Here is a 25298-nt window from a genome sequence, read left to right as displayed (position 1 = left end):
TCTGGGGATAACAGCGCTCGGAAGGTTGTTCTGGCAGCGGAGTGTCCAGTGTAAATGCCCTAGTTAACTTTATAGTACACCCCAAAGGGAGAGATTAATTATGGATAATGGTTTGTTGATGCAAGAAGCAATTAAGGCACGTACAAAAGCGTATACGCCTTATTCTCATTTTGGTGTAGGTGCAGCTTTGCTTGACAGTGAGGGACATGTGCATCATGGTTGTAATATTGAGAATGCTGCTTACACGCCAGGTAACTGTGCTGAGCGTACAGCCATGTTCAGCGCGATTGCAGGAGGTAAGCAACCACGCAGTTTCAAGGCAATGGCGATTGTAGGAGATACAGACGGACCGATTGCTCCTTGCGGTGTATGTCGTCAAGTGATGTACGAACTGTGTGATCCGGACATGAAGGTCATTCTGGGTAACTTGAAAGGTGATCTGCAGGAGACTACAGTTGCCGAATTATTGCCATGGGCTTTTGGACCATCTGATCTGAACTCTGCTAAAAAGTAAAAACCAATACATTCCAGGCCTAGGCGCCTGAGGAGGAACATATGAAAAAACAAGCATTCAAATCCGGTTTTGTAGCCATTATTGGACGTCCCAATGTAGGTAAATCCACACTGATGAACCAAGTCATTGGACAGAAAATTGCGATCATGTCGGACAAGCCACAAACGACGCGTAATAAGATTCATGGTGTATATACATCGGAACAACAACAAATCGTTTTCCTGGATACGCCAGGGATTCACAAACGTCAATCCAAGCTGGGCGATTACATGAACCAGACCGCTTTGAACACGCTCGGAGAAGTTGAAGCTGCTCTGTTCCTGATCGATGCTTCTGAAGGCATGGGCGGTGGGGACCGTTATATTGCCGAACAATTGAAAAATGTGCGTACGCCTGTCATTCTTGTCATGAACAAAATTGATAAAATTGAGCCGGAAGCACTGCTTCCGCTGATTGAGGAATATCGCAAGCTGCACAATTTCGCTGAAATCGTACCTGTTTCTGCCATGCTCGGCAGCAATGTAAGCACGTTGCTGGAGCAGCTCGGCAAGTATTTGCCGGAAGGTCCACAGTACTATCCAGATGACCAGGTTACAGACCATCCGGAACAGTTCGTTTGTGCTGAGTTGATTCGGGAGAAGATTTTACAAATGACACGCGAAGAAGTGCCTCACTCCATTGCCGTAACGATTGAGGATATGAAAGTACAGGACAATGGCGTCGTTTATATTTCGGCTGTCATCTTTGTGGAGCGTGATTCGCAAAAAGGGATCATTATCGGTAAACAGGGTGCCTTGCTCAAAGAAGTGGGGAAACGTGCCCGCCAGGATATTCAAAACCTGTTAGGTTCCAAAATCTTCATGGACCTGTGGGTTAAAGTGAAGAAAGACTGGAGAAACCAGGATCGAGTTCTGCGTGACCTTGGCTTTGGCCGCGACTAATCGTCGGAATTGTATCCAGTAATTGCAACACATAGTTTACCTTGCAAGACTCCATCCTATCTGGTAGAAGCAGACGTCATTTCCGAAGAGAGGATGAAATTCCGATGCGAGATTTTTCGTGGAAGGTTTTTGCGATGACGGGGGATGTGGAATCCTATTTGTTGTATTCCGAGGCATGCAGCTCGGTGGGACAGGAGTCGGAACCTGCAAGGGAAGTGATTGAAGATGAAGAAGCCGAAGGTTAATTGGCTAATTCGGGAATGGTTAGGTGACGAGGCATGCTATACAGGGTGGAAGGGATTGTCATCCGCAGCATGGACTACGGCGAGGGAAACAAAATCATTACGCTTTGCACCGAAAGCGGCGGGAAAGTAGGGGTACTCGTCCGCGGTGCCAAAAAGCCCAAAAGCCGACATGCTGCACTGGTTCAGCCATTTACGTACGGTCAATATGTATATTTTCGTAACACCGGTCTGGGAACACTAAACGCAGGTGAGATTATGGAATCTTATCATGAGCTGCGTGAAGATCTGATTAAGGCCTCCTATGCATCTTATGCTTGTGAACTGCTGGATCGTGTGTTGCAGGATGAAGAGACAGGTACGTTCTGGTTCAAACAGTTGAAAGCCTGTCTTCAGGCGTTGAAGGAAGAGAAAGATCCGGTCGTCATCACAAGCCTGTATGAAATGAAAATATTACAGGCAGCCGGGTATGGACCTCAGCTTGATGATTGCATTTCTTGTGGTCACGAGCGTCCGGATGAACAATTATTTGTTAGTCCAAGACTTGGAGGCGTTCTGTGCCGTGCGTGCAAACACTTTGATCCTCCGGCGATGTCCGTGAGTCCGAAGGCGTTGAAACTCTTACGTCTGTTTGCACAGCTGGATCTGCAAAGGCTTGGTAATATATCGGTGAGCGAAGGCACCCGGGATGAGATTAAAAAGATCATGCGGGCCTTTATGGATCATCAGCTTGGCTTGAATTTAAAATCCCGTTCTTTTCTTGATCAAATGGAAAAGTACGGGATTTGAGTCGTCTTCATGTGAAATAAGTAATATATCTTGACTTCGTACTTATTTTTATATATTATGAACTATAATTTCTCTTTTGGAGACATGCATTGAACGAGAAAGTAGGAGACTTGATTTATTACATTCAGGAGCAGAGGTCGATTGACCTTACTAATCTTGTGTGAGCGAGCCGGGGATGGTGGGAGCCGGGTTGAATCGGTCTGTGAAATGGCACTCGGGAGCATGAATGACACGGAAAAGTGGGCTTGAATGAACAGGAACTTCTGTTTATATCTAAGCCAAGTAGGGTGGAACCGCGGGAATAGCTCTCGTCCCTATGTCTGTATAACAGGCGTAGGACGAGGGCTTTTTATTGTCTGTACCGTTCTAGGCTTGTTCATCACAAACCATCGAAAAGGAGCATGATTATGAATTTTCAGCAGATGATCCTCACGCTGCAACAATTCTGGGCCGAGCACAACTGTATTATTGTTCAACCATATGATACGGAAAAAGGGGCAGGTACGATGAACCCGATGACCTTTTTGCGTTCGCTTGGACCCGAGCCTTGGAAAGTAGCTTATGTAGAGCCGTCCCGCCGTCCTTCGGATGGTCGTTATGGAGAAAATCCAAACCGTCTCTATCAGCATCATCAATTCCAGGTTATTATCAAGCCTTCTCCAGACAATATTCAGGAGATATACCTGGAAAGTCTGAAACAGTTGGGTATTGATCCGCTTAAACATGATATTCGGTTTGTTGAGGACAACTGGGAGAATCCTTCCCTCGGCTGTGCTGGTCTTGGCTGGGAAGTATGGTTGGACGGTATGGAAATCACCCAATTTACGTATTTCCAACAAGTCGGTGGAATCGAGACGAATCCGGTAGCCGTTGAAATTACGTATGGTATGGAGCGTCTTGCCTCGTACATTCAGGAAAAAGAAAATGTGTTTGAGCTGGAATGGGTAGACGGTATTACATATGGTGATGTGTTCCGTCAGCCTGAATTCGAACACTCCAAATATACATTTGAAGTATCAGATGTCAAAATGTTGTTTACGCTCTTCAACATGCATGAAGAGGAAGCGAACAAGGCTATGGCACAGAATCTGGTTTTCCCGGCATATGACTATGTGTTGAAATGTTCACATACGTTCAATCTGCTGGATGCGCGCGGGGCAATCAGTGTAACGGAGCGTACTGGGTACATTACTCGTGTCCGTAACCTGGCTCGTCAAGTGGCTGCAACATATGTGGAAGAGCGTGAGAAGCTCGGCTTCCCGCTGATCAAGAAAGGGGGAGCTGAGCATGTCTAAGGATCTGTTGTTTGAAATTGGTCTGGAAGAAGTGCCTGCACGCTTCATGCGAGCAGCAATTGAACAGCTGCAAGATCGTGTCGTGAAATGGCTGGATGCATCCCGCATTGCTTACGGTGAAGTGAATGCGTATGCCACACCGCGCCGACTGGCTGTTTTGATCAAGGATGTTGCTGAGAAACAGGAAGACGTGGAGGAAGAAGTTAAAGGACCTTCCCGTAAAATAGCATTGGATGACAGTGGTAACTGGAGTAAAGCTGCACTCGGATTCGCCCGTAGTCAGGGTGTTGAACCGGATCAGTTCACATTTAAGGAACTGAGTGGCGTGGAATATATCTATGCTACCAAGAGCAGCAAAGGCGTGGAAACTTCCTCTGTAATCGGTCAGGGTTTGCTGGCTATACTGCATGCCATGACGTTCCCGAAATTCATGCGTTGGGCTTCGTATGATTTCAAATTTGTACGTCCGATTCGCTGGATTGTCGCTCTGCTGGGCAGCGATGTTATTGATTTGGAAGTTGCAGGCGTAAAGTCTGGTAATGTAACACGTGGACATCGTTTCCTCGGAAAAGAGGCGGTTATTTCGGATCCCGCTTCGTATGTGGAAGTGCTTCGTTCCGAGCACGTCATTGCGGATATCAAAGAACGTGAGCAGATGATTGTATCCCAGATCCAGGCACTGGCTGCCGAGAAGAAATGGGATATTGCGATCAAGGAAGATTTGCTGGAAGAGGTTCTGTTCCTGGTTGAGACACCAACGGTGCTGTTCGGAACATTCGAATCTTCATTTTTGAATATTCCACAAGAGGTACTGATTACTTCGATGCGCGAGCATCAACGTTATTTCCCTGTGCTTGATAATGATGGACAATTGTTGCCATACTTCGTTACGGTTCGTAACGGCGGCAGCGATTCACTGGATGTCATTGCAAAAGGAAACGAAAAGGTACTCCGTGCACGTCTGTCTGATGCCAAGTTCTTCTACGAGGAAGACCAGAAGCTGGAGATCAAGGATGCATTATCGAAATTGGAAAGTATCGTCTTCCAGGAAGAGCTGGGAACGGTTGGAGATAAAGTTCGCCGTATTCGCAAAATTGCGGATGGTCTGGCTAGCAAGCTGCAAGTACCAGCTGATGTAGCCGAAGCGGTGAATCGTTCTGCGGATATCTGCAAATTCGACCTTGTTACACTTATGGTGGGGGAATTCCCTGAACTGCAAGGTGTGATGGGTGAAGATTATGCCCGTAAAGCTGGTGAAAAAGAAGAAGTGGCCAAAGCGGTATTTGAGCATTATCAGCCACGTTTCGCTGGAGATCAATCTCCTGCTTCGCTCGTTGGAGCTATTGTGAGTGCAGCCGATAAAATGGATACAATTGTAGGTTGTTTCTCGATCAATATCATTCCTACAGGATCTCAAGATCCATACGCACTGCGCCGTCAGGCAGCAGGTATCGTACAAATTTTGCTGGATCACAATCTTCCGCTGACATTGTCCGATGTATTCGGCGTTGCACTTCAAGTGCATGCTCAGATGAACCTGTTGAAACGTGCGGATGAAGAGGTACGTAAAGATTTACAGGACTTCTTCGGTCTTCGAGTGAAAAAACTTTTGTCGGAAACGGTTCGTTATGATGTTGTGGATGCGGTGATTTCTTCCGGATTTGATGATATCAGCGCTGTAGTTCCAAAAGGTGAGGCACTCATGGCAGCTGTCCAAACGGGCGATGCCTTCAAAACAACTGTCGAATCCTTCAACCGTGTCGGTAATCTGGCTGCCAAAGCATCCAATGCTTCGGTTCATGCAGAACTCTTCACAGAAGAAGGAGAACGCCAGCTGCATGAGGCATGGAGCAAAACCAATGAGGAATATCGTCAGGTATTGTCTCAGCATGCTGCCGCTGAAGCGCTCGCAATTGCATCGGCTTGGAAGGAAGCGATCACCGTATTCTTCGATTCGGTTATGGTTATGGCTGAAGATGAGGCTGTGCGGGCGAATCGTCTGGCACTGCTTGCAGCCATTGACCGTGATCTGAAAGCTTTTGCTGATTTCTCCAAATTGGTCTGGTAATCGCATCCTTTTCTCCTCCGAGTAGACAGATCTGCGGCAAAGCATAAATTCAGTATTAAAGAAGGATATATGAGGGTATAAATATACGGAACGGATTGTGAAAAATTTATATTTACAGCCGTTCCGTATTTTAGCCTTTGATTTCCATAGACCGGTCAGAAGGATTTTGACTGGCTGGGGTCGTATATTACAATATGCAGATATTTTATGAAACCGGGTGGTCTGGCTTTGAGTGAGTTGAATGTACGCCATATTGTTGTGGATGGTGATGCTTGCCCGGTCAAGGCTGAGATCGCAGAAACAGCTCTCCGATTCAAAGTTCCTGTATTGATGGTTTCTTCATTTGACCATTTTCTTCAGGGCGGAGAAGGAGTGCGTACCGTTCAGGTTGATCGAAGTGATCAGAGTGCAGACCTTTACATTGCCAATCACATCAAGCCATACGATGTGGTCATTACACAGGATTATGGACTGGCGGCGCTCGCACTTGGCAAACGTTGTTATGTTTTATCATTTCGTGGTCGTGAATTTAATGATCGTGACATTGATTTCATGCTGGATTCCCGTCATACTGCGGCCAAAGCACGAAAAAGAGGGCATTATGGAAAAGGCCCAAAGCCTTTCACAGAGCAGGATCGGGAAATTTTTCAACATAAACTGACAAAACTTTTGAAAGATTTGCAGGAGAATGTGTAAGTTTATCGAATAATATTTACGTGTTAAAGAGATGAAGGTGGACCAAGATGAGTACCGGACAAGGCGGTATACCCGAAAGCATTATTGAATCGGTGTTACAGCAGCATGATATCGTCGATACGGTGAGCCGATTTGTACATCTGACCAAACAGGGGAAATATATGAAAGGCCTCTGTCCTTTTCATTCTGAGAAGACGCCTTCGTTTACAGTTACGCCGGAGAAACAAATTTTCTATTGCTACGGTTGCGGCACGGGTGGAAATGCCATCAAATTCAGGATGGAAATCGAAGGGTTATCCTTTCCCGAGGCTGTCAAGACGATGGCAGAAGAAAGCCATATTTCAATGGGGGACTGGCAAGGGCGCGAATCGGCTCATGTTAATCCAGAAACCGAACGTTTATTGGAAGCATATGAGCTTACCGCGAAGCTGTATCATTTCTTATTGAAAAATACAGAGCACGGTAAAGTGGCTATGGAATATTTACGCTCACGTGGGTTTAGCGACAAACTCATTGACCAATTCCAGATTGGCTATGCGCCTAATCGCTGGGATACCTTGGTACAATTTCTGGAAAAGCGCGAATTTCCGCTTGAAGAGATGGAGAAGGGTGGGTTACTGTCACCGCGAAACGAAGGTCAGGGGTATGTGGACCGTTTCCGAGACAGGGTCATGTTTCCGATTAACGGCAGGAGCGGAAAGCCGATTGCATTTGCAGGCCGCATTTTGGGAGACGGGCAACCGAAGTACCTAAATTCACCGGAAACCCGGTTATTTAACAAAAGCCGTGTTCTCTACAATCTGCATCATGCCAAAAATGCAATTCGCAAACAAAGGCAGGCCATATTGTTCGAAGGGTATGGCGATGTTATCTCCGCCTGGGATCAGGATATCCAGAATGGTGTAGCGGCAATGGGTACCGCGCTCACTGAGAATCAGGCATTGATGCTTAAAGGCATGTGTGATGAAGTCATCGTATGTTATGACGGCGATCGAGCAGGACAGGCTGCGGCATTCAAAAACTTTCCTATTCTTGAGGAAGCGGGACTGCAGGTCAAAATTGCTCTGATACCGGACGGGCTCGACCCAGATGATTTTATCCGCAAGCATGGTGGCGAGCGGTTCCGAAACCAGATTGTGGACGGTGCCGTAACGACTACAAAATTTAAGCTTATAAACCTTAAAAAAAACCATATACTGCTAGAAGGCGGCGGACAAATCGCTTATTCCAAGGAAGCGGTGAAACTTATTGCTCCTTTGTCTTCTCCTACAGAACGGGAAGTATATCTTCGGGAACTGGCTGCGGAAGTGGATGTATCATTTGAAACACTGAAGCAGGAGTGTAATGAAGAACGGGAGGCCATGAAAAATAACCTCCAGTATGGGGATAATAACCCGAAAAGGTGGAATAATGGTAGGCAACAAAATAGGCAGGTGCCTACACCCAATCTGTTGCCGGCTTACCACGCTGCTGAACGCAAACTGCTCGCCTGGATGCTTCAGGATGATGAGGCTGCCCAGTACGTGAATGAGCATCTTGGTGAAGCTTTTAACTTGGATGATCATGCAGCTATCGCTGCTTATCTATATGCCTATTATGCGCAAGGCAAACCGTCGGATACAAGCCGTTTTATGTCTTCACTGCATGACGACCGACTGGAAAAGACGGTCAGTTCAATCTCGATGATGGATGGTCCAGGTGAATGGAGTATTCAAGTGCTCGACGATTGCATCAGGGAAGTGCTGAAATATCCGCGTAAGAAAGAGTACGATCTGAAAAAAGAAGAAATGATTGCTGCAGAGCGGGCAGGTGATTCTGTACGCGCGGCACAAATTGCAATTGAAATGATTGCCCTAGAGAGACAGTGAACGTCTGAATGTTGGATGTTTCTAGGGAGGAGGGAGTCGAGTTATGGCGAATGATCAGCATACTGAACTAGAAACAGAATTGACACTGGATCAGGTTAAGGATCAATTGATTGAATCAGGTAAGAAAAGAGCTTCGTTGAACTACAAGGAAATTATAGAAAAACTCTCCCCATTTGAGCAAGATGCAGAGCAGATGGATGAGTTCTATGAACAACTGAGCGACCTGGGTATTGATGTCGTGAACGAAAATGATGAAGAGGTAACCCTTCGCCCTAGTGAAGATTCCGAGAACAACACCAGAGAGGGAGACGATGAATTCCACTTTGATGATGATCTCAGCCTTCCACCAGGAATCAAAATCAACGACCCTGTTCGTATGTATCTCAAAGAAATTGGTCGTGTACCTTTGTTGTCTGCGGATGACGAAGTAGAACTGGCTAAACGGATTGAAAACGGGGATGAAGAAGCGAAACGTCGTTTGGCTGAAGCTAACCTTCGTCTCGTGGTCAGTATCGCCAAGCGTTATGTTGGACGTGGAATGTTGTTCCTGGATCTGATTCAGGAAGGTAACATGGGTCTGATCAAAGCGGTTGAGAAGTTCGACCACAAAAAGGGTTATAAATTCAGTACTTATGCGACGTGGTGGATTCGCCAAGCGATCACCCGTGCAATTGCGGACCAAGCACGTACGATTCGTATCCCTGTGCATATGGTGGAGACGATCAATAAGCTGATCCGGGTATCCCGTCAGCTGTTGCAGGAACTTGGGCGTGAACCGACACCAGAAGAAATCGCTGCCGAGATGGATCTGAGTGTGGAAAAAGTTCGTGAGATTACGAAGATTGCTCAGGAACCGGTTTCCCTGGAAACACCGATTGGTGAGGAGGATGATTCCCATCTGGGTGATTTCATCGAGGATCAGGAAGCATTGGCTCCGGCGGATGCTGCTGCTTATGAGTTGCTGAAAGAACAGCTTGAAGATGTCCTGGATACTTTGACTGAGCGTGAAGAGAACGTGCTTCGTCTGCGTTTTGGTCTGGACGATGGACGTACAAGAACGCTGGAAGAAGTGGGCAAGGTATTTGGTGTTACGCGTGAGCGTATTCGTCAAATTGAAGCCAAAGCTCTTCGCAAATTGCGTCACCCTAGCCGCAGTAAACGGCTTAAAGATTTCCTCGAATAACATCACTATGGGAGACTTTCCGCAAGACGCTTAAGCGGCGGCGGGGTCTCCTTTATTTTTAAATTGAATATCTAAATTTCTTGGTTTTGGTAATTCATCCTTGAAATGTTTTATTGGATTTCATTTTATCGCTTTTCGTTGTTCAATGCAAATCAATAAATTAAATGAATGGTGTAGGTGCTTCATGAAACTTTCGAATCGATTACAGCGGATACATGATCAAATTCCCGAAGGAAGCCGCTTGGCTGACATTGGCTCAGACCACGCTTTGCTTCCGGTAGCAGCAGTACGCAGCGGGAAAGCAGCAGGTGCAGTAGCCGGAGAAGTCAACCCCGGCCCTTATGAAGCTGCACGCAAGCAAGTCAGCGATGCAGGCCTGAAGGAACGAATAACAGTACGTCGTGGAGATGGCTTGGATGTCATCTCTGCAGGAGAAGTGGATGTTATCACCATTGCCGGTATGGGAGGAGCACTCATTGCCTCCATTCTGGATCGTGGCCTCTCCAAACTGGATGAGGTCAAGCTTCTTATTTTGCAGCCTAATGTTGGTGAGGATATTCTCAGACGTTGGCTGCTAGAGCATCACTGGGTGGTGGTTGCAGAACAGCTGCTTGAGGAAGATGGCAAAGTGTACGAGATTATTACAGCAATGCCGCAAGAACTCAGTCCGATTGCCAATGAGGAAGTGTATCGCGCTCGTCCGCTTGAAGGCGGAGTGGAATTGACATCAGATTTGCTGCTGCGCATGGGGCCTTATTTAACTGACCGTCCAACGGATGTGTTTTTTGCCAAATGGGAGAGCGAAATCGTCAAGCTGCAAAGTGTTGTGCATTCCATCTCCAAATCAGATCAGGAGTCTTCACGGGACAAGGCGGCTGAGGTGGAGCGTCTTATTGTGAACTTGAAGGAGGTACTCTCATGTTTGCCAAAGGTCAAACTGTAATTCAATTGATGGAGCAGCTTGCTCCCAAACATCTGGCCGTGCCGGACGATCGGATTGGTCTTCAACTTGGCAGTTTGCAAAAGGAAATTACGCATGTTCTTATCGCGCTTGATGTTACGAACGAAGTTGTAGACGAGGCCATTCGGATTGGAGCCAATCTGATCATTGCGCACCATGCCATCATCTTCCGTCCGGTCAAGTCATTGAATACCGATACACCCATGGGGAAACTGTACGAGAAGCTGATCAAGCATGATATTGCGGTGTATATTAGTCATACCAATCTGGATGTGGCTGAAGGCGGCATGAATGACTGGATGGCCGAGGCCATTGGAATTGAGAGCAAGGAATCACTTGAGGATGTACATACAGATCATTTGTTCAAACTGGCTGTATTTGTACCTCGCACTCATCATGAGCAGGTGCTCCAGGCGATTCTCGAAGCGGGCGCTGGCAGTATCGGGCAGTACAACAAGTGCAGCTTCAATACGGAGGGCACAGGTACTTTTGTACCGGGAGAGGGGACACAACCTTTCATCGGTACAGAGGGACAGATGGAGCGTGTAGAGGAAATGCGGATAGAGACCATCGTACCGCAGAGTCTACGAAGCAAGGTTGTACAAGCGATGCTTAAGGCTCATCCATATGAGGAAGTGGCCTATGACCTGTATGCAATGGATTTAAAAGGCCGTACGCTGGGTCTGGGGCGCTTGGGACCACTCAAACAACCTAAGGCACTCGGTGAGCTGGTGGAGGTCGTTAAGGCCCAACTGGATGTGCCATACGTTAGGGTAGTAGGCGATCTCAATCGGCAAATCAAAAAAGCAGCAGTGCTTGGCGGTTCAGGCAGCCGTTATACCCTTCCAGCACGGTTCAAAGGTGCCGATGTCATCGTAACTGGAGACATTGATTATCATACGGCTCACGATGCGCTGATGGCGGGTATGTGTATCATTGACGCCGGGCATAATGCCGAAAAAATTATGAAACCGAAAACTGCGAATTGGCTGCGCTCACGTTTGGAAGACAAGCGTTATGACACGCAAGTGACTGCATCCGAGGTAAATACGGAAGTATTCCAGTTTATCTAAAAGCACTCGGGTTCATTGCTTCCTGTAAGATTAAGCTTGTTTGTAAACTCAAATGCCTGTATACTATGTAATGTTGTTCGGAAAGCTTGACAGACAATCGCTGGTGGCCTTCGTTGCCACGAGAGGAAAGTCCGGGCTCCACAGGGCAGGATGCTGGATAACGTCCAGTCAGCGCGAGTTGAAGGATAGTGCCACAGAAATGGACCGCCGATGGCCGGATTTTCCGGCACAGGCAAGGATGGAACCGAGGTGTAAGAGACCCCGAGGAACGCTGGTGACTTCGTTCCTGGTAAACCCCATCTGGAGCAAGACCTAATGGGACACAGTCGACTCTTCGGAGAAGGCAGCCTTAGCCCGAGGTGTGTCTAGGTTGGTCGCTTGAGCTGTGCAGCAATGTATGGCCTAGATAGATGATTGTCGCTTGTGGTGGGAGGGTAGTTCCCGTCTGAACCACGAAGAGCACAGAACCCGGCTTACGGTAAGCTTTCCTAACTACAACACAAACAGTAACAAATGCAGTCCACTATCAGTCACAGGCAAACAGAACGATTGTACCTGATGTGCCTGACTGATCAGAAGGACGCGATTAAACTTCAAAAGAATTCCTGCACTTGCAGGTCATATAAATAAGGCGTCAGACTTCGAAGTTTCTCGGGTCTGACGCCTTATTTTTGTTGTTAATTTTGTTGTTATTCGTTGGAATGAGAAATTGTTCCTAATGATACAGTGGATGACAGTTCGTTACAGTGTAACTACACTGTCCGACTGTAATGATGCATGCCAGCGTTGAATGGCACGGTCCATACGCTCTACAGCTTCGGGAAGAAGATCAGGATCAGTATGAGTAAAGTTGATCCGCATACGGTTCAGCTCCGGTGTACCCGCATAGAAGGAATCCCCTGGTACAATGCATACTTTCTCCTGAATTCCATAGGTAAACAGATTGCTGGCCAGCATGCTCTCAGGCAGTTGCAGCCATAGGAACATTCCGCCCTGCGGTGAGTTCCAAGAGATACCTTCCCACGATTTTGCAGCCATGAGAGTGGTCATTTTTTTCATCCGCTGTTCATAATCCTGTGAGATATTGCGAATATGCCCGTCCAGATCGAAAGACTCCAATAGCGCATGAAGTGCTCTTTGGTCGATGCTACTGGAATGCAAATCTGCCCCCTGTTTGGCGCGAGCAGCTATTTTGATAACATCTGGAGCAGCCAGTATCCAGCCAGTGCGGAGACCTGGAGCTACTGTTTTGGAAAATGTGCTGGTGTAGATGACATTGGAGGGACCCTCATAGGATTCCGCATCCAGTTGCGCCAGTGCAGGGGCATCCAGTTGTTCTGGTTTAAAGCGGATTTCACCATAAGGATCGTCTTCCAGGATCAGTACGCCATATTTCCGGCACAGATCCACCGCTTGTTGACGTCTGGCGCGACTCCATACTTTACCTGACGGGTTGGAGAACGTAGGGTTGATGTAAACGAGCTTTGGTCGATGGAGTTGCAGCTGTTCCTCCAGTGACTCAGGTAACATGCCGTCATCATCACAGGTAACACCGTGCGCCTCAGCCTGATAGGAATGAATGACTTGAAGGGCAGCCAGATAGGTTGGTGATTCAACCAGTACGCTGTCGCCTGGATCGAGCAAAATTCGGCACACCAGGTCGATGGATTGCTGGGAACCGGTAGTCAGAAGCATATGATCAGGTGAAGCGGGAATGCCCTTGGATTCAAGACGTTCTGCAATTTTGGCACGTAATGGTCGGAAACCTTCTGTCTCTGCATATTGAAGAGCAGCTGACCCCCCCATGAATACCTTTTCGTATGCTGCACGGATGGCTTCAAGCGGGAATGATGACTGGGCAGGTAAACCTCCGGCTAGAGAAATCATTCCCGGCGCCTGTGCAGCCTGTAACATGTCGCGAACGACAGAGGACGGGGTATTTTGTGCCATTTTGGACCAAGGGATATTCATATTATTCTCATCTCCTGTTATTCACTGTTATACTGATATTATAAACTATATTAGACGGAATGCAGTATAACAGTAAAATGCTGATCATAACAGTTGGGAGGGTGCATGTGTGCATATTGAATTGAAACGGGGAAGCAGCACCAAATTGTATGTTCAGATTGCCCTTACACTTGCTGACCGAATAAGGTCTGGACTAATCGAGCCTGGAACCCGTCTGCCGTCGGTTCGTAAAATGACGACTGATCTGGGCGTCAGCTTGGTCACCGTGTCCAAAGCTTATGCCGAGCTCGAAGCCATACAGCTGATTACATGTTCCCAGGGGAAGGGATGTTATGTCCGGGGCGCGCAAGAGCTGGAGAAAACGGAGGATATGGAAAGAACTCACCGTACTCATGCAAAGAATGAATCCAGCACACCTTGGAACTGGCAGATGGCTCTTGTGGATTACCTGCCCAGAGCTCAGCTCTGGAGACATTTTGATGCATCTCCACAAGTTAGATATGAGCTGCATATGTCGGCAATTCAGCCTGAATTGTTGCCAACACGAGAGATCATCGACAGTGCATACCGGCTTTCCTCGAATCATCCAGAGCGCATGGCAGCCTATGGGTCCTTTCAGGGGGACCGGGAACTTCGTCAGACGTTTTCCGGGCATTTTGCAGAAAGAGGTTTGCGGGTAATGCCTGAACGGATGCTGATTACGAGCGGTACCCAGCAGGGAATCGATCTTGTCGCGCGTACGTTTGTTGGTCCTGGTGATGTTGTTTACATGGAAGCACCGAGCTATACGGGAGCCATTGATGTGTTCACAAGCAGAGGAGCGAAGATTATTACGGTGCCGATGGATGACGATGGTATGCGTATTGATTTGTTAACCCGATTGTGTGATACATACCCGCCCAAGTTGATATACACCATTCCTACGTTTCACAACCCTACAGGCATTACGATGAGTGCCAAACGGCGTGCGCAACTGCTTAACCTTGCTCAAAGTTATCATTGTCTCATCTTGGAGGATGATCCGTTCGCCGACTTGTATTTCCGTGATCCTCCCCCTGCTTCCATTAAATCGATGGATGGGACGGGTCATGTGATATATATCAAAAGCTTCAGCAAAGTATTGTCTCCCGGCTGTCGTGTGGCGTGTGCGGTTGCAGACGGAAGTGTGCTCACCCGACTTGTTGCCGCCAAATCCACTGCGGATCTCGGAAGTCCGTTGCTAACACAAAAGGCGCTGCAATCGTTTATACAACATCAATACAGTGCGTATACAGCGCGATTGAGGGATGAGTTATATTCCCGGCTTCTTGCCGCATCAGCGGTACTGGAGGAACATGGTTCTCCCGGGATGTACTGGACTTTGCCTGATGGAGGACTAAACTTGTGGCTGCAATTGCCAGATGGTTTGGATATGCGTGAGCTGCACCGCCAGTCACTTGCCGCAGGTGTTTCTTTTTTGCCAGGCTCTGCTTGTTATGTGGGGGAAACGGATACGGCGAGTCTACGGATTTGCTTCACGGTTACGAATCAGGAGCTGTTATGCGAAGGGCTGCGGGTATTATGCATGGTCATTAATAACATTACACCGCAACAGGGTGGGGCAACGGCGGACAGGCTCCCGCTTATATAATTTTTCGGAACACGGACATACATCCAATCCACATCGGACCCAGTGCAATACGTTATAGTATCACTTGAAAGGGAGTTGGTTTGAAATGAACCATTTCTGTCCACCGCTTTGTCCGATTGTATGTGACCCAATCCAGGTTGTTGAAGATTACTACATCCCACAAATCGTACCCGTAATTCACCCGATTGAAGTCATCAAAAAACATCACTGTGTGCCAATCCATCATCACATGTATCCTGTCGTAGTCAAAGAAGAAGATCCTTGTTATGTTTCAAGCCACAACGGTAAGAAAAAATCCGTGAAAAAATCAAGCAAATCCCGCACAACTTCTCGCAAACGCTAGTGCAGCGGGTGCCCCGGGGAAATAGGTGAACATACCAAAGAGCAGCATACGCCCCGGGGCGCAGCTGCTTTTGTTTTTTTAAATCCAGTGTGCGGTTATTGTTTGATGTACTTTTTCATTGTATTGTCCATTTGCTGTCTCACATGTTGCGGCCAAAATTGAAGTGGGGCACTGTTGCCAGAGGCCGCCTCCAATGCTTTAAACACATCGATTTGACCATAACCGAAATACTTGTCATGACCTGGGTCTCCCAGATCTATGACGCTTTGACGCATGAGATCCATCACTTCTGTATTGGTCAGATCAGGGTTGAGTGAGCGAATCAAGCCTGCAAGTGCCGCTACATGGGGGCTGGCCATCGACGTTCCGGACAAGGCTGCATATTGGTTGTTCGGATACGTACTTGCAATGCTGGACCCTGGAGCCGTCACATCGACGTAATCCCCGTAGTTGGAATAGGAAGCTTTGTTCATGTCCGGATCCGTAGCAGATACTGCAAATACTTCCGGATAAGCGGCGGGATATCCTGGTCGTTCCGTATTGTCGTTACCGGTCGCTGCAATTAATACGATGTCGCGATCAAAAGCGTATTTGATAGCATCATGAAGAAATTGGGCATCGGCGTAGTTACCCAGACTCATGTTAATGACCTTGGCTCCATGGTCAGCAGCCCAAATGATACCTTCGGCCACAGCATAGGTTGTGCCTGAACCCGAATTGTCCAGCACTTTAACAGGCAGTACCTTGTTATACCAACTCATGCCTGCTACACCTTCGTTGTTATTCACAACAGCGCCGATGATGCCTGCTACATGTGTACCATGGCCTACGTCATCGAGCGGTTGGCTCGCCGGATCGACAACGTTATAACCTTTCAGCAGCTTACCCTTCAGATCGGGATGAGTCAGATCAACGCCGGTGTCTACCACCGCAACGATAACATCTTTGTTGCCCTTCGTAATATTCCAGCCGCGGTTAGTCTCAATGGCGGGCAAGTTCCATTGGTAATCGGAAAACAAAATATCATTGGGCACGGTTACATCTTTTTGTTCAGGAACGGTCTCATTGGTTAAATACATGTAGTGGGGTTCCATATATAGCGGATTCCATTTACGTTCGAAATAAGCATGTAATTGTTCATAATTCATATGTTCCGACCGAAAAACATACGTGTATCCCAGCTTGCGAGCCGATTGCGTCCGCAGGTCAGATTTAATCATGCGCATATCCCGTTCACCTGGATCCTGACGGAACCGAATGACGATTTCATTTTCGTAAAAATGGCTGGCATTGGCATTATCATGTCCTGTTTTTACAGTGATTTCTTTAAGGGTGTCGGGGTGCACAGACTCGATTTTGAATTTACCTTCACGCGGATAAGGAATCATGCGCAAATTTTTGCGCTGATGCTGTTCCACGGCATTCAGTACATTTTGGCTAAAGAGAGCGATGACGGCACGTTCTCCATCCTTGGAGGGCTGCGCCATAACAAAAAACTTTTCCTTGCCCAGAGGAAAGGAAGAAGACTCGAAGCTTTGACGTTTGCTCACTGCTTTCTTGGCTAGGGCGAGAGAATGTTCCAGCTTTTGCTGTTCCATTTTACTTCCTTTTGCTGCTGTTTTGTCAAAGTGCCGACTGCGTGATCCCTTGGTATTCATTACATCAATAGACCGTATATGATCATGTGTTTGTTGTAGCTCTTTAACGTATTGACTTATTTGCACATCATTCATTTTGGAGGTCTTCTCAAGCATGATGCTGAGGTGCTGTTTGGCATCTGCACGGGTGAGCAGATCGGTTGACTTTACATCCTGGACTTTAAGACGTTGTTTGCTCGCATGTTCCTCGTGTGGAGAATCGGGCATGGCACTTGGAGCAGGAACAGGGCGATTGGACGTTGGAAGCAAAAGCGTCAAGGCAAGTGCGCCCGCACCCGCGGCAATGGCCCAGTTAACCCATTTCGGTCTGGACATAAGGATGGAACCTCCTCGTTTATTTTGACAATCATCTTACAGTGCTCTGATTTCATCGTTGTCACTGGATATATCTATCGTTAGGAAAAGCGGTTATTTTTATGCAGGTGAACATCAGGTGAGCTGTGTGTAATGGGCATGTTCAGGAACAGAAAGGGAAAGCCTGATTAAGGGATACCGCTCGTCAACTTTTTATGGTAGGATAGTACCTGAGAATTCAAGGTCAGGGGAGAACCTCCCGTTGGCCGATCTATATGTAAGGACTTATTTAAGGGGGAGCTACCTTTATGTCAGCAGCCAATGTACAGAAAACATGTGAGTCAACTAGGGAAAAGTTAAAACCGGCTATCGATCGGATCGAAAAATTTTTGAATGAAAATGCCTTGCCTGAACTGGATCAGAATCAGACGGAGGAGTCATCAGCCTTCTACAAAGGATTTCTTTCGGATCTCCGTCATTTGCTCGTTTTTTCTGAAGTTTCTTACGAAAAACTTGGCGTTGTGCTGCGTCGTGCCAATTTTGATGTCGATTTTGCCGAAAAGGCTCTCTATAACACATACCATCAAAGCATAAACAGCTTTTTCTATCCTAAAAATGAATGTTACTCCGAAGATGGAAGATATGCTTACACTGGTCAGGATGCAATCCGTTTCCGTGATAAGCCAATTCGAGCAGTACGTGATGTCATTCTTGAGATATCCAAAACGTACGAAGAACTGCGCGATGATTTGGCTTTTTATGAAAGTGACTACCTAACGCAGCGTCGCATGCAAAACCAACGCAATCACGCGTAATTACATTTTCAACTTATATACGAATTGGACAAAACCGCCCTTGTGGCGGTTTTTTTGCGTTTTCTTTAACTGGCATTATAGATAAAGGATCATGTCATCATCTGGCATTTCGTTGGAGAATAGCCGATTTGCGGTGCGGAGACAATAGATGTCGAGGTGATAAAAATGAGCCAAGAGAAGCCGATCGTCAAATGCAGTGTTGCTAACTGCCACTTCTGGGGAGAAAACAATTTCTGCCAGGCTGATGCCATCATGATTGACATCGACCAACATGCCACCCGTCGCTTACATGAGGAATTTGCAGGAGAGACTTTTGATTCCGATCATCACGATCATGCCCGTACTTCATCTGCGACTTGCTGTCACACATTCAAACCGAAATGAGCAGTCATTCCCATTTATATGGAGGTGCTTTGCAATGAATAATGACCGTAGAGATGATCAATCGTTCCAACGTCCAAAAACGACTCCGTTAGATGAAAAGCAACGTCAGCGTGTAGACTATCCAAGACGTAGCCACAGAGAAGAGTATGGCGCAGAGGTAGCGCCCCCAACAGGTTCTATTCGAACAGAAGCTACGGAAAGAACAGATCATACCCCTGTGAAGCGTGAAGATGAAGACGGTGTTATGAAATCTACTGGCCGAATCTCCGGATATATGGGTCTGGCCTTTGGTATCGCATCCTTATTTATGTGGTCCATTGTCCTTGGTCCAGCTGCAGCGGTACTTGGTTACTATGCTTACGTCAATGGCCGGAAAACGGCGGGTGCGTGGTCCATCGGACTTGGCGCAGTGGCAACACTAAGCTATTTCTTCATGATTCCATTCGCCCGTTAATAAAGCACAAACATGATGTAATAAGCAATACACAAGTGCTTAACCAAACAGGATATGAGCTTATTATTTGCAGCCTTCTGCTCCCACCTTAATTAAATGGGGATTGCAGAAGGTTTTTTCGCATTTACGAAATAAAGTTGTATGATCGGTCTATTTTTTTGAAAACAATGGAACCTCTCTGTAAAATAATGTAGAATAAAGTCATAATCTACGTTTACATTATACGGGAGTGAATATAACTCATGCAGATTGATCCGCGCGCGTCGCGGCAGTTGCTGGAACTGCAATTGTCCAATAGTCTCAACGAAACAAATGCATCAGACGGAAACTCCGCTTCAACAGTGGATTTTGCCAGTATGATGGACGGGCTGCTCGGGACGAATTCAAATACTTTGAACAATACTGGTACCGTTGGCGAAGACGTGAATTCTGCTGCGATCTCCAAACGATCCAGTGACGGTCTGTTGTGGCTGCAACTGGGCAGTATGTATAACCCAGATACAAGTTCTGTTTCTTCCTCGAACAGTAATGTGGTTTCTTTATCTTCCCTGTTAAATACTGGAACAGGGGATTCGAGTGCATCTGTTCCTACTGATTTTGAATCTTTGATTGCTTCGGCGAGCGCCAAATATGGGGTGCCTGAATCATTGATCAAGGCGGTCATTGACACTGAATCCGGTTTCAATCCGAATGTTGTGTCTTCCGCAGGTGCCAAAGGACTAATGCAGTTGATGGATGGTACGGCAGCAGGGTTGGGAGTAAGTAACGCTTACGATCCCGCTCAAAATATAGATGGTGGAACCAAATACCTATCTCTCCAGCTTCAGCGTTTTGGTGGCGAGGTGAAGATGGCACTTGCTGCTTATAATGCCGGCCCGGGACGGGTTTCGAGTCTGGGTGTATCGAGTGACGCTGAACTGATGAGTGTACTTAACCGCCTCCCTTCGGAAACACAGGCTTATATTTCCAAAGTGGAGAAAGCACAGTCGAAATATACGGTATAAATGGTATAAACGACAGAAATGGCAACACAACAGTACGTCCAGGAAGAGATCAAACGCGGGAACAGCAGCCTTAAATGTGCTTAGTTCCTGTTTGGTCTTTTTGTGTTGAGCGGGGATCGTGTTACAATGCTCACTGTAGATTCCACAACGAACAGACAAGGAGGGGAACCTCATTTGAAATATTTTGATTATGCGGCAACAACGCCTCCTCATCCGGATGTCGTTCGTACAATGGCCGAGATTATGGAGGCCCAATATGGGAATCCGTCTTCAATACATGGATATGGTGAGCGAGCCCATCAACTGTTGCGCCGAGCGCGATCTGGTTGTGCCGCCGCCATTGATGTGAAACCAGAAGAAATCATATTTACCTCAGGCGCAACTGAGAGCAACAATCTTGCTATTAAAGGGGCGGCATTACATTACCAGTCTCGGGGCAAACACATCATTACAACTGCAACGGAACATGCTTCAGTATACGAGAGTTTTGTGCAGCTACAGCAGTGGGGCTGGGAGGTCACTTGGCTTCCCGTGGATTCCGATGGTCTGGTTAGCGCCCAGCAGGCAATGGATGCTATACGATCGGATACGGTGCTTGTGAGTCTGATGCATGTGAACAATGAAACAGGAGCGATACATCCAATTGCTGAAATTGGTGCACGACTGAAGAAGGAAGCACCAAAGGTGCTTTTTCATGTGGATGGCGTGCAGGGTTTTGGCAAGATAGAGGCTAAACCTGCGGCATGGGGCGCAGATTTGTACAGCTTGTCTGCTCACAAGATTCGTGGTCCCAAAGGAGCTGGACTTCTCTACGTACGAAGTGGAGTGGAGCTTACCCCTTTATTGTCAGGGGGTTCTCAAGAACAGGGACTGAGAGCGGGAACTGAAAACGTACCTTTGCTTGTGGGTATGGCGAAGGCGATGCGTCTCGCTGCGGAACGTCAGGCTGACTTTGCACAACGTACAACGATTTTGCGAAATCGTATTATGGAGGTCATAGATACGATTCCCGGACTTGTGTTAAATAGTCGTAAAGAGGGTGCTCCGCACATTGTTCATTTTTCCTATCCTGGGATGAAGGCAGAAGTGGCGCTGCATACCCTTGAACAACTTGGAGTAACTGTTTCTACACAATCTGCTTGCTCTTCGCGATCGGCTGAACCCAGCAGGGTATTGCTTGCTATGGGCAGGGATAATGCTTGTGCTGCTGGTGGATTGCGTATTAGTCTTGGAGATGAACATACAGAAGAAGATGTGGCACTGCTGGAGCAGGCTTTACATCAGATGGTGGCGCAGCTGCGCCCGTTGGAAAGGCGGATGTGATTTTAGATGAAATATGATATGCTGCTTCTCCGCTTCGGAGAGTTTATGTTAAAAGGAAAAAACCGTGCCCGGTTCGAAAAAACAATCATCACCCAGGTACGTTCTCTGCTCAAACCTTACCCAGGTGCAAGTCTGCGGAAGGAGTTTGGACGGTTGTATGTTGATCTGGGTGGTGAATCTCATACAGAACTGATTGCTGTGCTGAAACGAGTATTCGGCGTTACGTCGATCAGTCCCGTTAAAGTGACTCCATCTGAAACTGATCAAATCGTGGAGACTGCCGTTGCTTTTATGGATGAGAGAGAGTCTGAATTCAAAGACGGTACCACATTCAAAGTTAATGCGCGGCGTGTATGGAAAGAGTTCCCCAACTCTTCGCATGAAATGAACCATCTAGTGGGTTCTCCGATTCTTCGGAAATTCCAGCAGTTAAGTGTAGACGTGCGTCAACCTGACATTGAACTACGTGTGGAAATCAGGGACCAGGGCACGTATATCTTCAGTGAAGTCATTCCGGCCGTAGGTGGATTTCCCTTGGGTACAAATGGTAAAGCGATGCTGTTATTATCGGGTGGCATAGACAGCCCTGTAGCTGCATGGTCTTCGATGCGTAGAGGCCTGGAAGTGGAATGTGTACATTTTTACAGTTATCCGTTCACAAGCCAGCGTGCCAAAGAAAAGGTCATTGATTTGGCGCGTGCACTTGCTGATCATGCAGGCACAATTAAGCTGCATCTGGTTCCTTTTACGGAAATTCAAACAGCATTTACCCAACTGGGACAGGATAACTTGATCATCACACTGATGCGCCGCTCCATGTTACGTATTGCAACCAAGCTAGCTGAACGTGAACGTGCGCTTGCACTGATTACCGGAGATAGTCTGGGTCAGGTAGCAAGCCAGACCCTGCCAAGCATGAATGTCATTGGACGTGCGACGGATCTGCCGTTGCTGCGACCACTTGTCATGATGGACAAGCAGGAGATTATTACTCTGTCCAAACAGATCGGAACGTATGATATATCGATTTTGCCATATGAGGATTGTTGTACTCTTTTTGTACCGAAATCCCCAACAACGAACCCGAATCTTCGCATTGTGGACAAAATCGAAGCGACTATGAGTCAGCTACCGGAATGGGTGGAGCAGGCGGTGGAGAAGACAGAAACAATTACGCTGCATGCAGGTGAAAACTTTATGATAACCAATCAACAGGATGAAGTTAATGACATGAAAGAAGAGTGGTTTTGAGGAACCTCATTCTGGATTGAATGACATAATAAGCACTATGTTATCTGCATGAAGAAAAAGGACTGACCGATGTATTATCGGTCAGTCCTTTTTATGGTTGTGGCTGATGGGAATTTCACTTATTTAAAGCTTAGGAATACGAATGCTGCCGCTCTCCACCTGGTTTATTGCTGCTTGCACGTTTACGATATCCTGCAAACACGACACCAGCAGTGACGAGGACGATAAATAAGATTCTAAGTGCAGGATGCTCAGTGAAGAAAGGAACAAGGCGGTGTTCCTCTGTGATCATATTGGAAGCCGTATATCCCAGCACGATGGCTCCAAGATAAATAATCCAAGGGAAACGGTTAATTAATTTGATAAACAACGTACTGCCCCACACGATAATAGGTACACTGATCAGCAGTCCGAGTATAACCAGTACCAAATGCTGTTGTGCTGCACCAGCAACGGCGATGACGTTATCCAGTCCCATGGCAGCGTCAGCAATGACAATGGTTCGCACGGCTACCCAGAGAGAACTGCCAGCCTTGATATCCGAATGCTCTTCCCCTTGATCTGCCAATAGCTTGTACGCAATCCAGATCAGGAGTAATCCCCCAACAAGAAGCAGCCAAGGCACTTTAAGCAGCCAGAGCACAATCACAGTGGCTACAATACGAATTAAAAGTGCGCCGCCTGTTCCGTAAAGAATCGCCCTTTTCTGCACAGAAGGGTGCAAATTTCGAGCTGCGAGACCAATCACGATGGCATTATCGCCAGCCAGAATTAGATCAATAAATACAACGTTCAACAACGCTAGCCAAAAAGCGGGGCTAAACAGCTCCATACGATGTCACTCCTTCTATATATCCAAACCTCAGAAAGCTTGTTCAACGTTTAAGAATAGCATGGACAACTTTGACATACAAGTTAGAGTGGGGGGGAGAAGCATGGATACGCTATGGCTGTTGACCGAAATATTAATGATCAATCTGGTTCTGAGTGGAGATAATGCGGTTGTTATTGCGCTTGCAAGCAAGGATTTGCCGGTGAGACAGCGCAAGCAGGCGGTATGGTGGGGGGCTTTCGGCGCTGTAGTTTTGCGCTGTTTGTTAACCTTTGCAGCCGTACTGCTGTTGGGTATTCCTTTTATTCAGGCTGCCGGCGGTTTGCTGTTGCTCTGGATTGCTGTCAAGCTGCTGCTTCAGAATGAAGATGAAGTACATATTCGTAAGGCGTCCACGACCTGGAAAGCGATCCAAACTATTTTGATTGCTGACTTTGTCATGAGTCTGGATAATGTTCTCGCGATTGCTGCTCTCGCGGATGGGGACTTGGCGCTTACAGTCATCGGGATTGCCATAAGTATTCCGATTGTGGTGTGGGGCAGCGGGTTGATTGTCGGTTTGTTGAAGCGGTTTCCGATTCTGGTATTTGCCGGTTCAGGTATTCTGGCCTTCACAGCAGGTGAGATGGTGATGAATGATCCGAAGCTGGGACAGTGGCTTGGTGGCTTGGCAGCTGAGGCACATACACTGCTTCCTGTAGCTATGGCTTGTCTTGTAATCGCCATTGGAGGAGCACACAAGTTCGTTCGTCGAAACGTGTAAGTTGATTTGAGCAAATGGAAATGTGAATTTTCTGGCGAACTGCCCGTAAAGGGCAGTTTTTTGCTGTATTTATTTGTTCAGAAGAAATGGGTGAACTTGAATAAGTCATAGACCGATCATTTTAGGGTAATACAGGATAATGGAGAGAGGCGAAGTACGACATAAAGTGTAGTTTTTTGTATACACATCGGCTACACTAGAAGAAGGCTGGGAACATTCAGTCATCATGGAAAGTTTATAGTTTAGCTTACGGGGTACATAGCCAAATGTTATAAGAGGTGATTGTAGATGAGGATGAGAAATGAAAAAGCAATCGGAATATTTATTTTTATTGCAGGTTTAATAATTTTACTCGGGAAACTTGGTGTGTTTGGCTTTATTGGACGGCACTTCTGGCCTTTGCTCATCTTGTTGCCTGGTATTGCTCTTCATGCATTATATTATGCAAGGCTCACGCCATCATGGTCACTCGTTCCAGCAGGAACATTAACCGTCTATGGTCTGTTGTTCGGAATCACGAATACATGGGGCAGCGGATTGATGAGCAACCTGTGGCCTGCTTTTTTGCTTGGAATTGCCGTTGGTTTGCTTGAATATGCACTGGCTGATCATCGAAGACCTGCAATGGTACTTCCGGTTGCATTGGGCGTGGGCATCCTTTCAATTATTTTATTTGGATTTACACTGCTTCACACCGGTATTATCTACGTTCTGGCAGTAATTTTAATTGTAGGCGGGATGTGGTTGCTGTTTGGTCGAGGACGCCAAGGGAGAGGCTGGTAACATTCCCAGCGGTCTTTCAAGCGAAATATCTTGATTTTTACCTATGATCAACTATAATATAAGGGATATAGGCATGCGTCGGGATATCACCGACGCTTATTTTGGGTGAGTAACCTGCGAATTTGCGGGAAGTTTAGTAGATAAGAATTGAAATTGGAAAGGA

Annotated in this window: 24 protein-coding genes and 1 other RNA gene; 22 read left to right on the top strand and 3 right to left on the bottom strand. The window is 46.9% G+C overall.

Translation table 11 applies throughout. The annotated features are described in order from the left end of the window. Nucleotides 1–100: 100 nt before the first annotated feature. The 12 genes from HP548_RS25325 (at nucleotide 101) to rnpB (ending at nucleotide 12121) form a co-directional block, all read left to right on the top strand. The gene (locus tag HP548_RS25325; protein ID WP_076288093.1) at nucleotides 101–514 is read left to right on the top strand and encodes a cytidine deaminase; all 414 of its coding nucleotides are present in this window, start codon (nucleotides 101–103) and stop codon (nucleotides 512–514) included. A gap of 41 nt (nucleotides 515–555) precedes the next feature. Next, a complete protein-coding gene (gene era / locus HP548_RS25320; protein WP_076288094.1) occupies nucleotides 556–1455 on the top strand; it encodes a GTPase Era in 900 nt (299 codons plus the stop codon). A gap of 104 nt (nucleotides 1456–1559) precedes the next feature. Then, a complete protein-coding gene (locus tag HP548_RS25315) occupies nucleotides 1560–1700 on the top strand; it encodes a YqzL family protein (protein ID WP_076288095.1) in 141 nt (46 codons plus the stop codon). A 33-nt stretch (nucleotides 1701–1733) separates the two neighbouring features. Continuing rightward, nucleotides 1734–2486, top strand: a complete 753-nt coding sequence (gene recO, locus HP548_RS25310; protein WP_076288096.1) for a DNA repair protein RecO — start codon at nucleotides 1734–1736, stop codon at nucleotides 2484–2486. Nucleotides 2487–2893: 407 nt separating this feature from the next. Beyond that, the gene (gene glyQ / locus HP548_RS25305; RefSeq protein ID WP_024628463.1) at nucleotides 2894–3781 is read left to right on the top strand and encodes a glycine--tRNA ligase subunit alpha; all 888 of its coding nucleotides are present in this window, start codon (nucleotides 2894–2896) and stop codon (nucleotides 3779–3781) included. Next, entirely contained in the window at nucleotides 3774–5849 is a 2076-nt protein-coding gene (gene glyS / locus HP548_RS25300) for a glycine--tRNA ligase subunit beta (RefSeq protein WP_175383170.1), read from the top strand. Before glyQ ends, glyS begins: the two co-directional genes overlap by 8 nt. Before the next feature lie 207 nt (nucleotides 5850–6056). Next, complete coding sequence (locus tag HP548_RS25295) at nucleotides 6057–6545, top strand: YaiI/YqxD family protein (protein WP_090901596.1); 489 nt, start codon at nucleotides 6057–6059, stop codon at nucleotides 6543–6545. 47 nt (nucleotides 6546–6592) lie between these two features. After that, nucleotides 6593–8413: a DNA primase gene (dnaG, locus tag HP548_RS25290; protein WP_076288099.1), complete on the top strand. Its 1821-nt coding sequence runs from the start codon at nucleotides 6593–6595 to the stop codon at nucleotides 8411–8413. A 43-nt stretch (nucleotides 8414–8456) separates the two neighbouring features. After that, the gene (gene rpoD / locus HP548_RS25285; protein ID WP_024628459.1) at nucleotides 8457–9596 is read left to right on the top strand and encodes an RNA polymerase sigma factor RpoD; all 1140 of its coding nucleotides are present in this window, start codon (nucleotides 8457–8459) and stop codon (nucleotides 9594–9596) included. Between the two features lie 184 nt (nucleotides 9597–9780). Further along, nucleotides 9781–10539, top strand: coding sequence for a tRNA (adenine(22)-N(1))-methyltransferase (locus HP548_RS25280; RefSeq protein WP_099858458.1), 759 nt, complete (start codon nucleotides 9781–9783; stop codon nucleotides 10537–10539). Further along, complete coding sequence (locus HP548_RS25275; protein ID WP_175383169.1) at nucleotides 10515–11630, top strand: Nif3-like dinuclear metal center hexameric protein; 1116 nt, start codon at nucleotides 10515–10517, stop codon at nucleotides 11628–11630. The genes HP548_RS25280 and HP548_RS25275 overlap by 25 nt, the downstream gene beginning before the upstream one ends. 81 nt (nucleotides 11631–11711) lie before the next feature. After that, nucleotides 11712–12121, top strand: an RNA gene (rnpB, locus tag HP548_RS25270) — RNase P RNA component class A. Nucleotides 12122–12371: 250 nt separating this feature from the next. Here rnpB and HP548_RS25265 read toward each other — a convergent pair. Then, complete coding sequence (locus HP548_RS25265; RefSeq protein WP_099858460.1) at nucleotides 12372–13601, bottom strand: aminotransferase-like domain-containing protein; 1230 nt, start codon at nucleotides 13599–13601, stop codon at nucleotides 12372–12374. Between the two features lie 109 nt (nucleotides 13602–13710). Here HP548_RS25265 and pdxR point away from each other — a divergent pair, with 109 nt between their 5' ends. Then, the gene (pdxR, locus tag HP548_RS25260; protein ID WP_175383168.1) at nucleotides 13711–15231 is read left to right on the top strand and encodes a MocR-like pyridoxine biosynthesis transcription factor PdxR; all 1521 of its coding nucleotides are present in this window, start codon (nucleotides 13711–13713) and stop codon (nucleotides 15229–15231) included. An 85-nt stretch (nucleotides 15232–15316) separates the two neighbouring features. After that, nucleotides 15317–15574 (top strand): hypothetical protein, encoded by a 258-nt coding sequence (locus HP548_RS25255; protein WP_064636406.1) that lies wholly within the window; start codon nucleotides 15317–15319, stop codon nucleotides 15572–15574. 95 nt (nucleotides 15575–15669) lie between these two features. Here the strand turns inward: HP548_RS25255 and HP548_RS25250 are convergent, their stop codons facing one another. Then, complete coding sequence (locus tag HP548_RS25250) at nucleotides 15670–17547, bottom strand: S8 family peptidase (protein WP_076288104.1); 1878 nt, start codon at nucleotides 17545–17547, stop codon at nucleotides 15670–15672. Nucleotides 17548–17834: 287 nt separating this feature from the next. Between HP548_RS25250 and HP548_RS25245 the strand changes: the two genes are divergently transcribed. From HP548_RS25245 to thiI, 6 genes are all read left to right on the top strand, one after another. Next, complete coding sequence (locus HP548_RS25245) at nucleotides 17835–18341, top strand: YpuI family protein (protein WP_063567014.1); 507 nt, start codon at nucleotides 17835–17837, stop codon at nucleotides 18339–18341. Between the two features lie 165 nt (nucleotides 18342–18506). Next, nucleotides 18507–18725, top strand: coding sequence for a DUF1540 domain-containing protein (locus tag HP548_RS25240; RefSeq protein ID WP_064636410.1), 219 nt, complete (start codon nucleotides 18507–18509; stop codon nucleotides 18723–18725). 34 nt (nucleotides 18726–18759) lie between these two features. Next, complete coding sequence (locus HP548_RS25235; protein WP_175383167.1) at nucleotides 18760–19179, top strand: hypothetical protein; 420 nt, start codon at nucleotides 18760–18762, stop codon at nucleotides 19177–19179. 242 nt (nucleotides 19180–19421) lie between these two features. Continuing rightward, nucleotides 19422–20183: a lytic transglycosylase domain-containing protein gene (locus HP548_RS25230; protein ID WP_076288106.1), complete on the top strand. Its 762-nt coding sequence runs from the start codon at nucleotides 19422–19424 to the stop codon at nucleotides 20181–20183. Between the two features lie 174 nt (nucleotides 20184–20357). Next, complete coding sequence (locus HP548_RS25225; protein ID WP_175383166.1) at nucleotides 20358–21506, top strand: cysteine desulfurase family protein; 1149 nt, start codon at nucleotides 20358–20360, stop codon at nucleotides 21504–21506. 6 nt (nucleotides 21507–21512) lie between these two features. Continuing rightward, the gene (gene thiI / locus HP548_RS25220) at nucleotides 21513–22757 is read left to right on the top strand and encodes a tRNA uracil 4-sulfurtransferase ThiI (protein WP_076288108.1); all 1245 of its coding nucleotides are present in this window, start codon (nucleotides 21513–21515) and stop codon (nucleotides 22755–22757) included. 130 nt (nucleotides 22758–22887) lie between these two features. On the opposite strand, the gene HP548_RS25215 is transcribed toward thiI, so the two are convergent. Further along, nucleotides 22888–23589: a TerC family protein gene (locus HP548_RS25215; RefSeq protein ID WP_062326458.1), complete on the bottom strand. Its 702-nt coding sequence runs from the start codon at nucleotides 23587–23589 to the stop codon at nucleotides 22888–22890. A 103-nt stretch (nucleotides 23590–23692) separates the two neighbouring features. Here HP548_RS25215 and HP548_RS25210 point away from each other — a divergent pair, with 103 nt between their 5' ends. Together HP548_RS25210 and HP548_RS25205 are read left to right on the top strand one after the other, a co-directional pair. Then, entirely contained in the window at nucleotides 23693–24352 is a 660-nt protein-coding gene (locus tag HP548_RS25210; RefSeq protein ID WP_076288109.1) for a TerC family protein, read from the top strand. A gap of 288 nt (nucleotides 24353–24640) precedes the next feature. Continuing rightward, nucleotides 24641–25135 carry a hypothetical protein gene (locus HP548_RS25205; protein WP_076288110.1) on the top strand — a complete coding sequence of 165 codons (495 nt, stop codon included), beginning with the start codon at nucleotides 24641–24643 and terminating at the stop codon, nucleotides 25133–25135. Nucleotides 25136–25298 lie beyond the last annotated feature (163 nt).

This window comes from Paenibacillus taichungensis (genome assembly GCF_013359905.1).
GTDB lineage: Bacteria > Bacillota > Bacilli > Paenibacillales > Paenibacillaceae > Paenibacillus > Paenibacillus taichungensis.
This window is presented reverse-complemented; position numbering and strand designations above follow the sequence as displayed.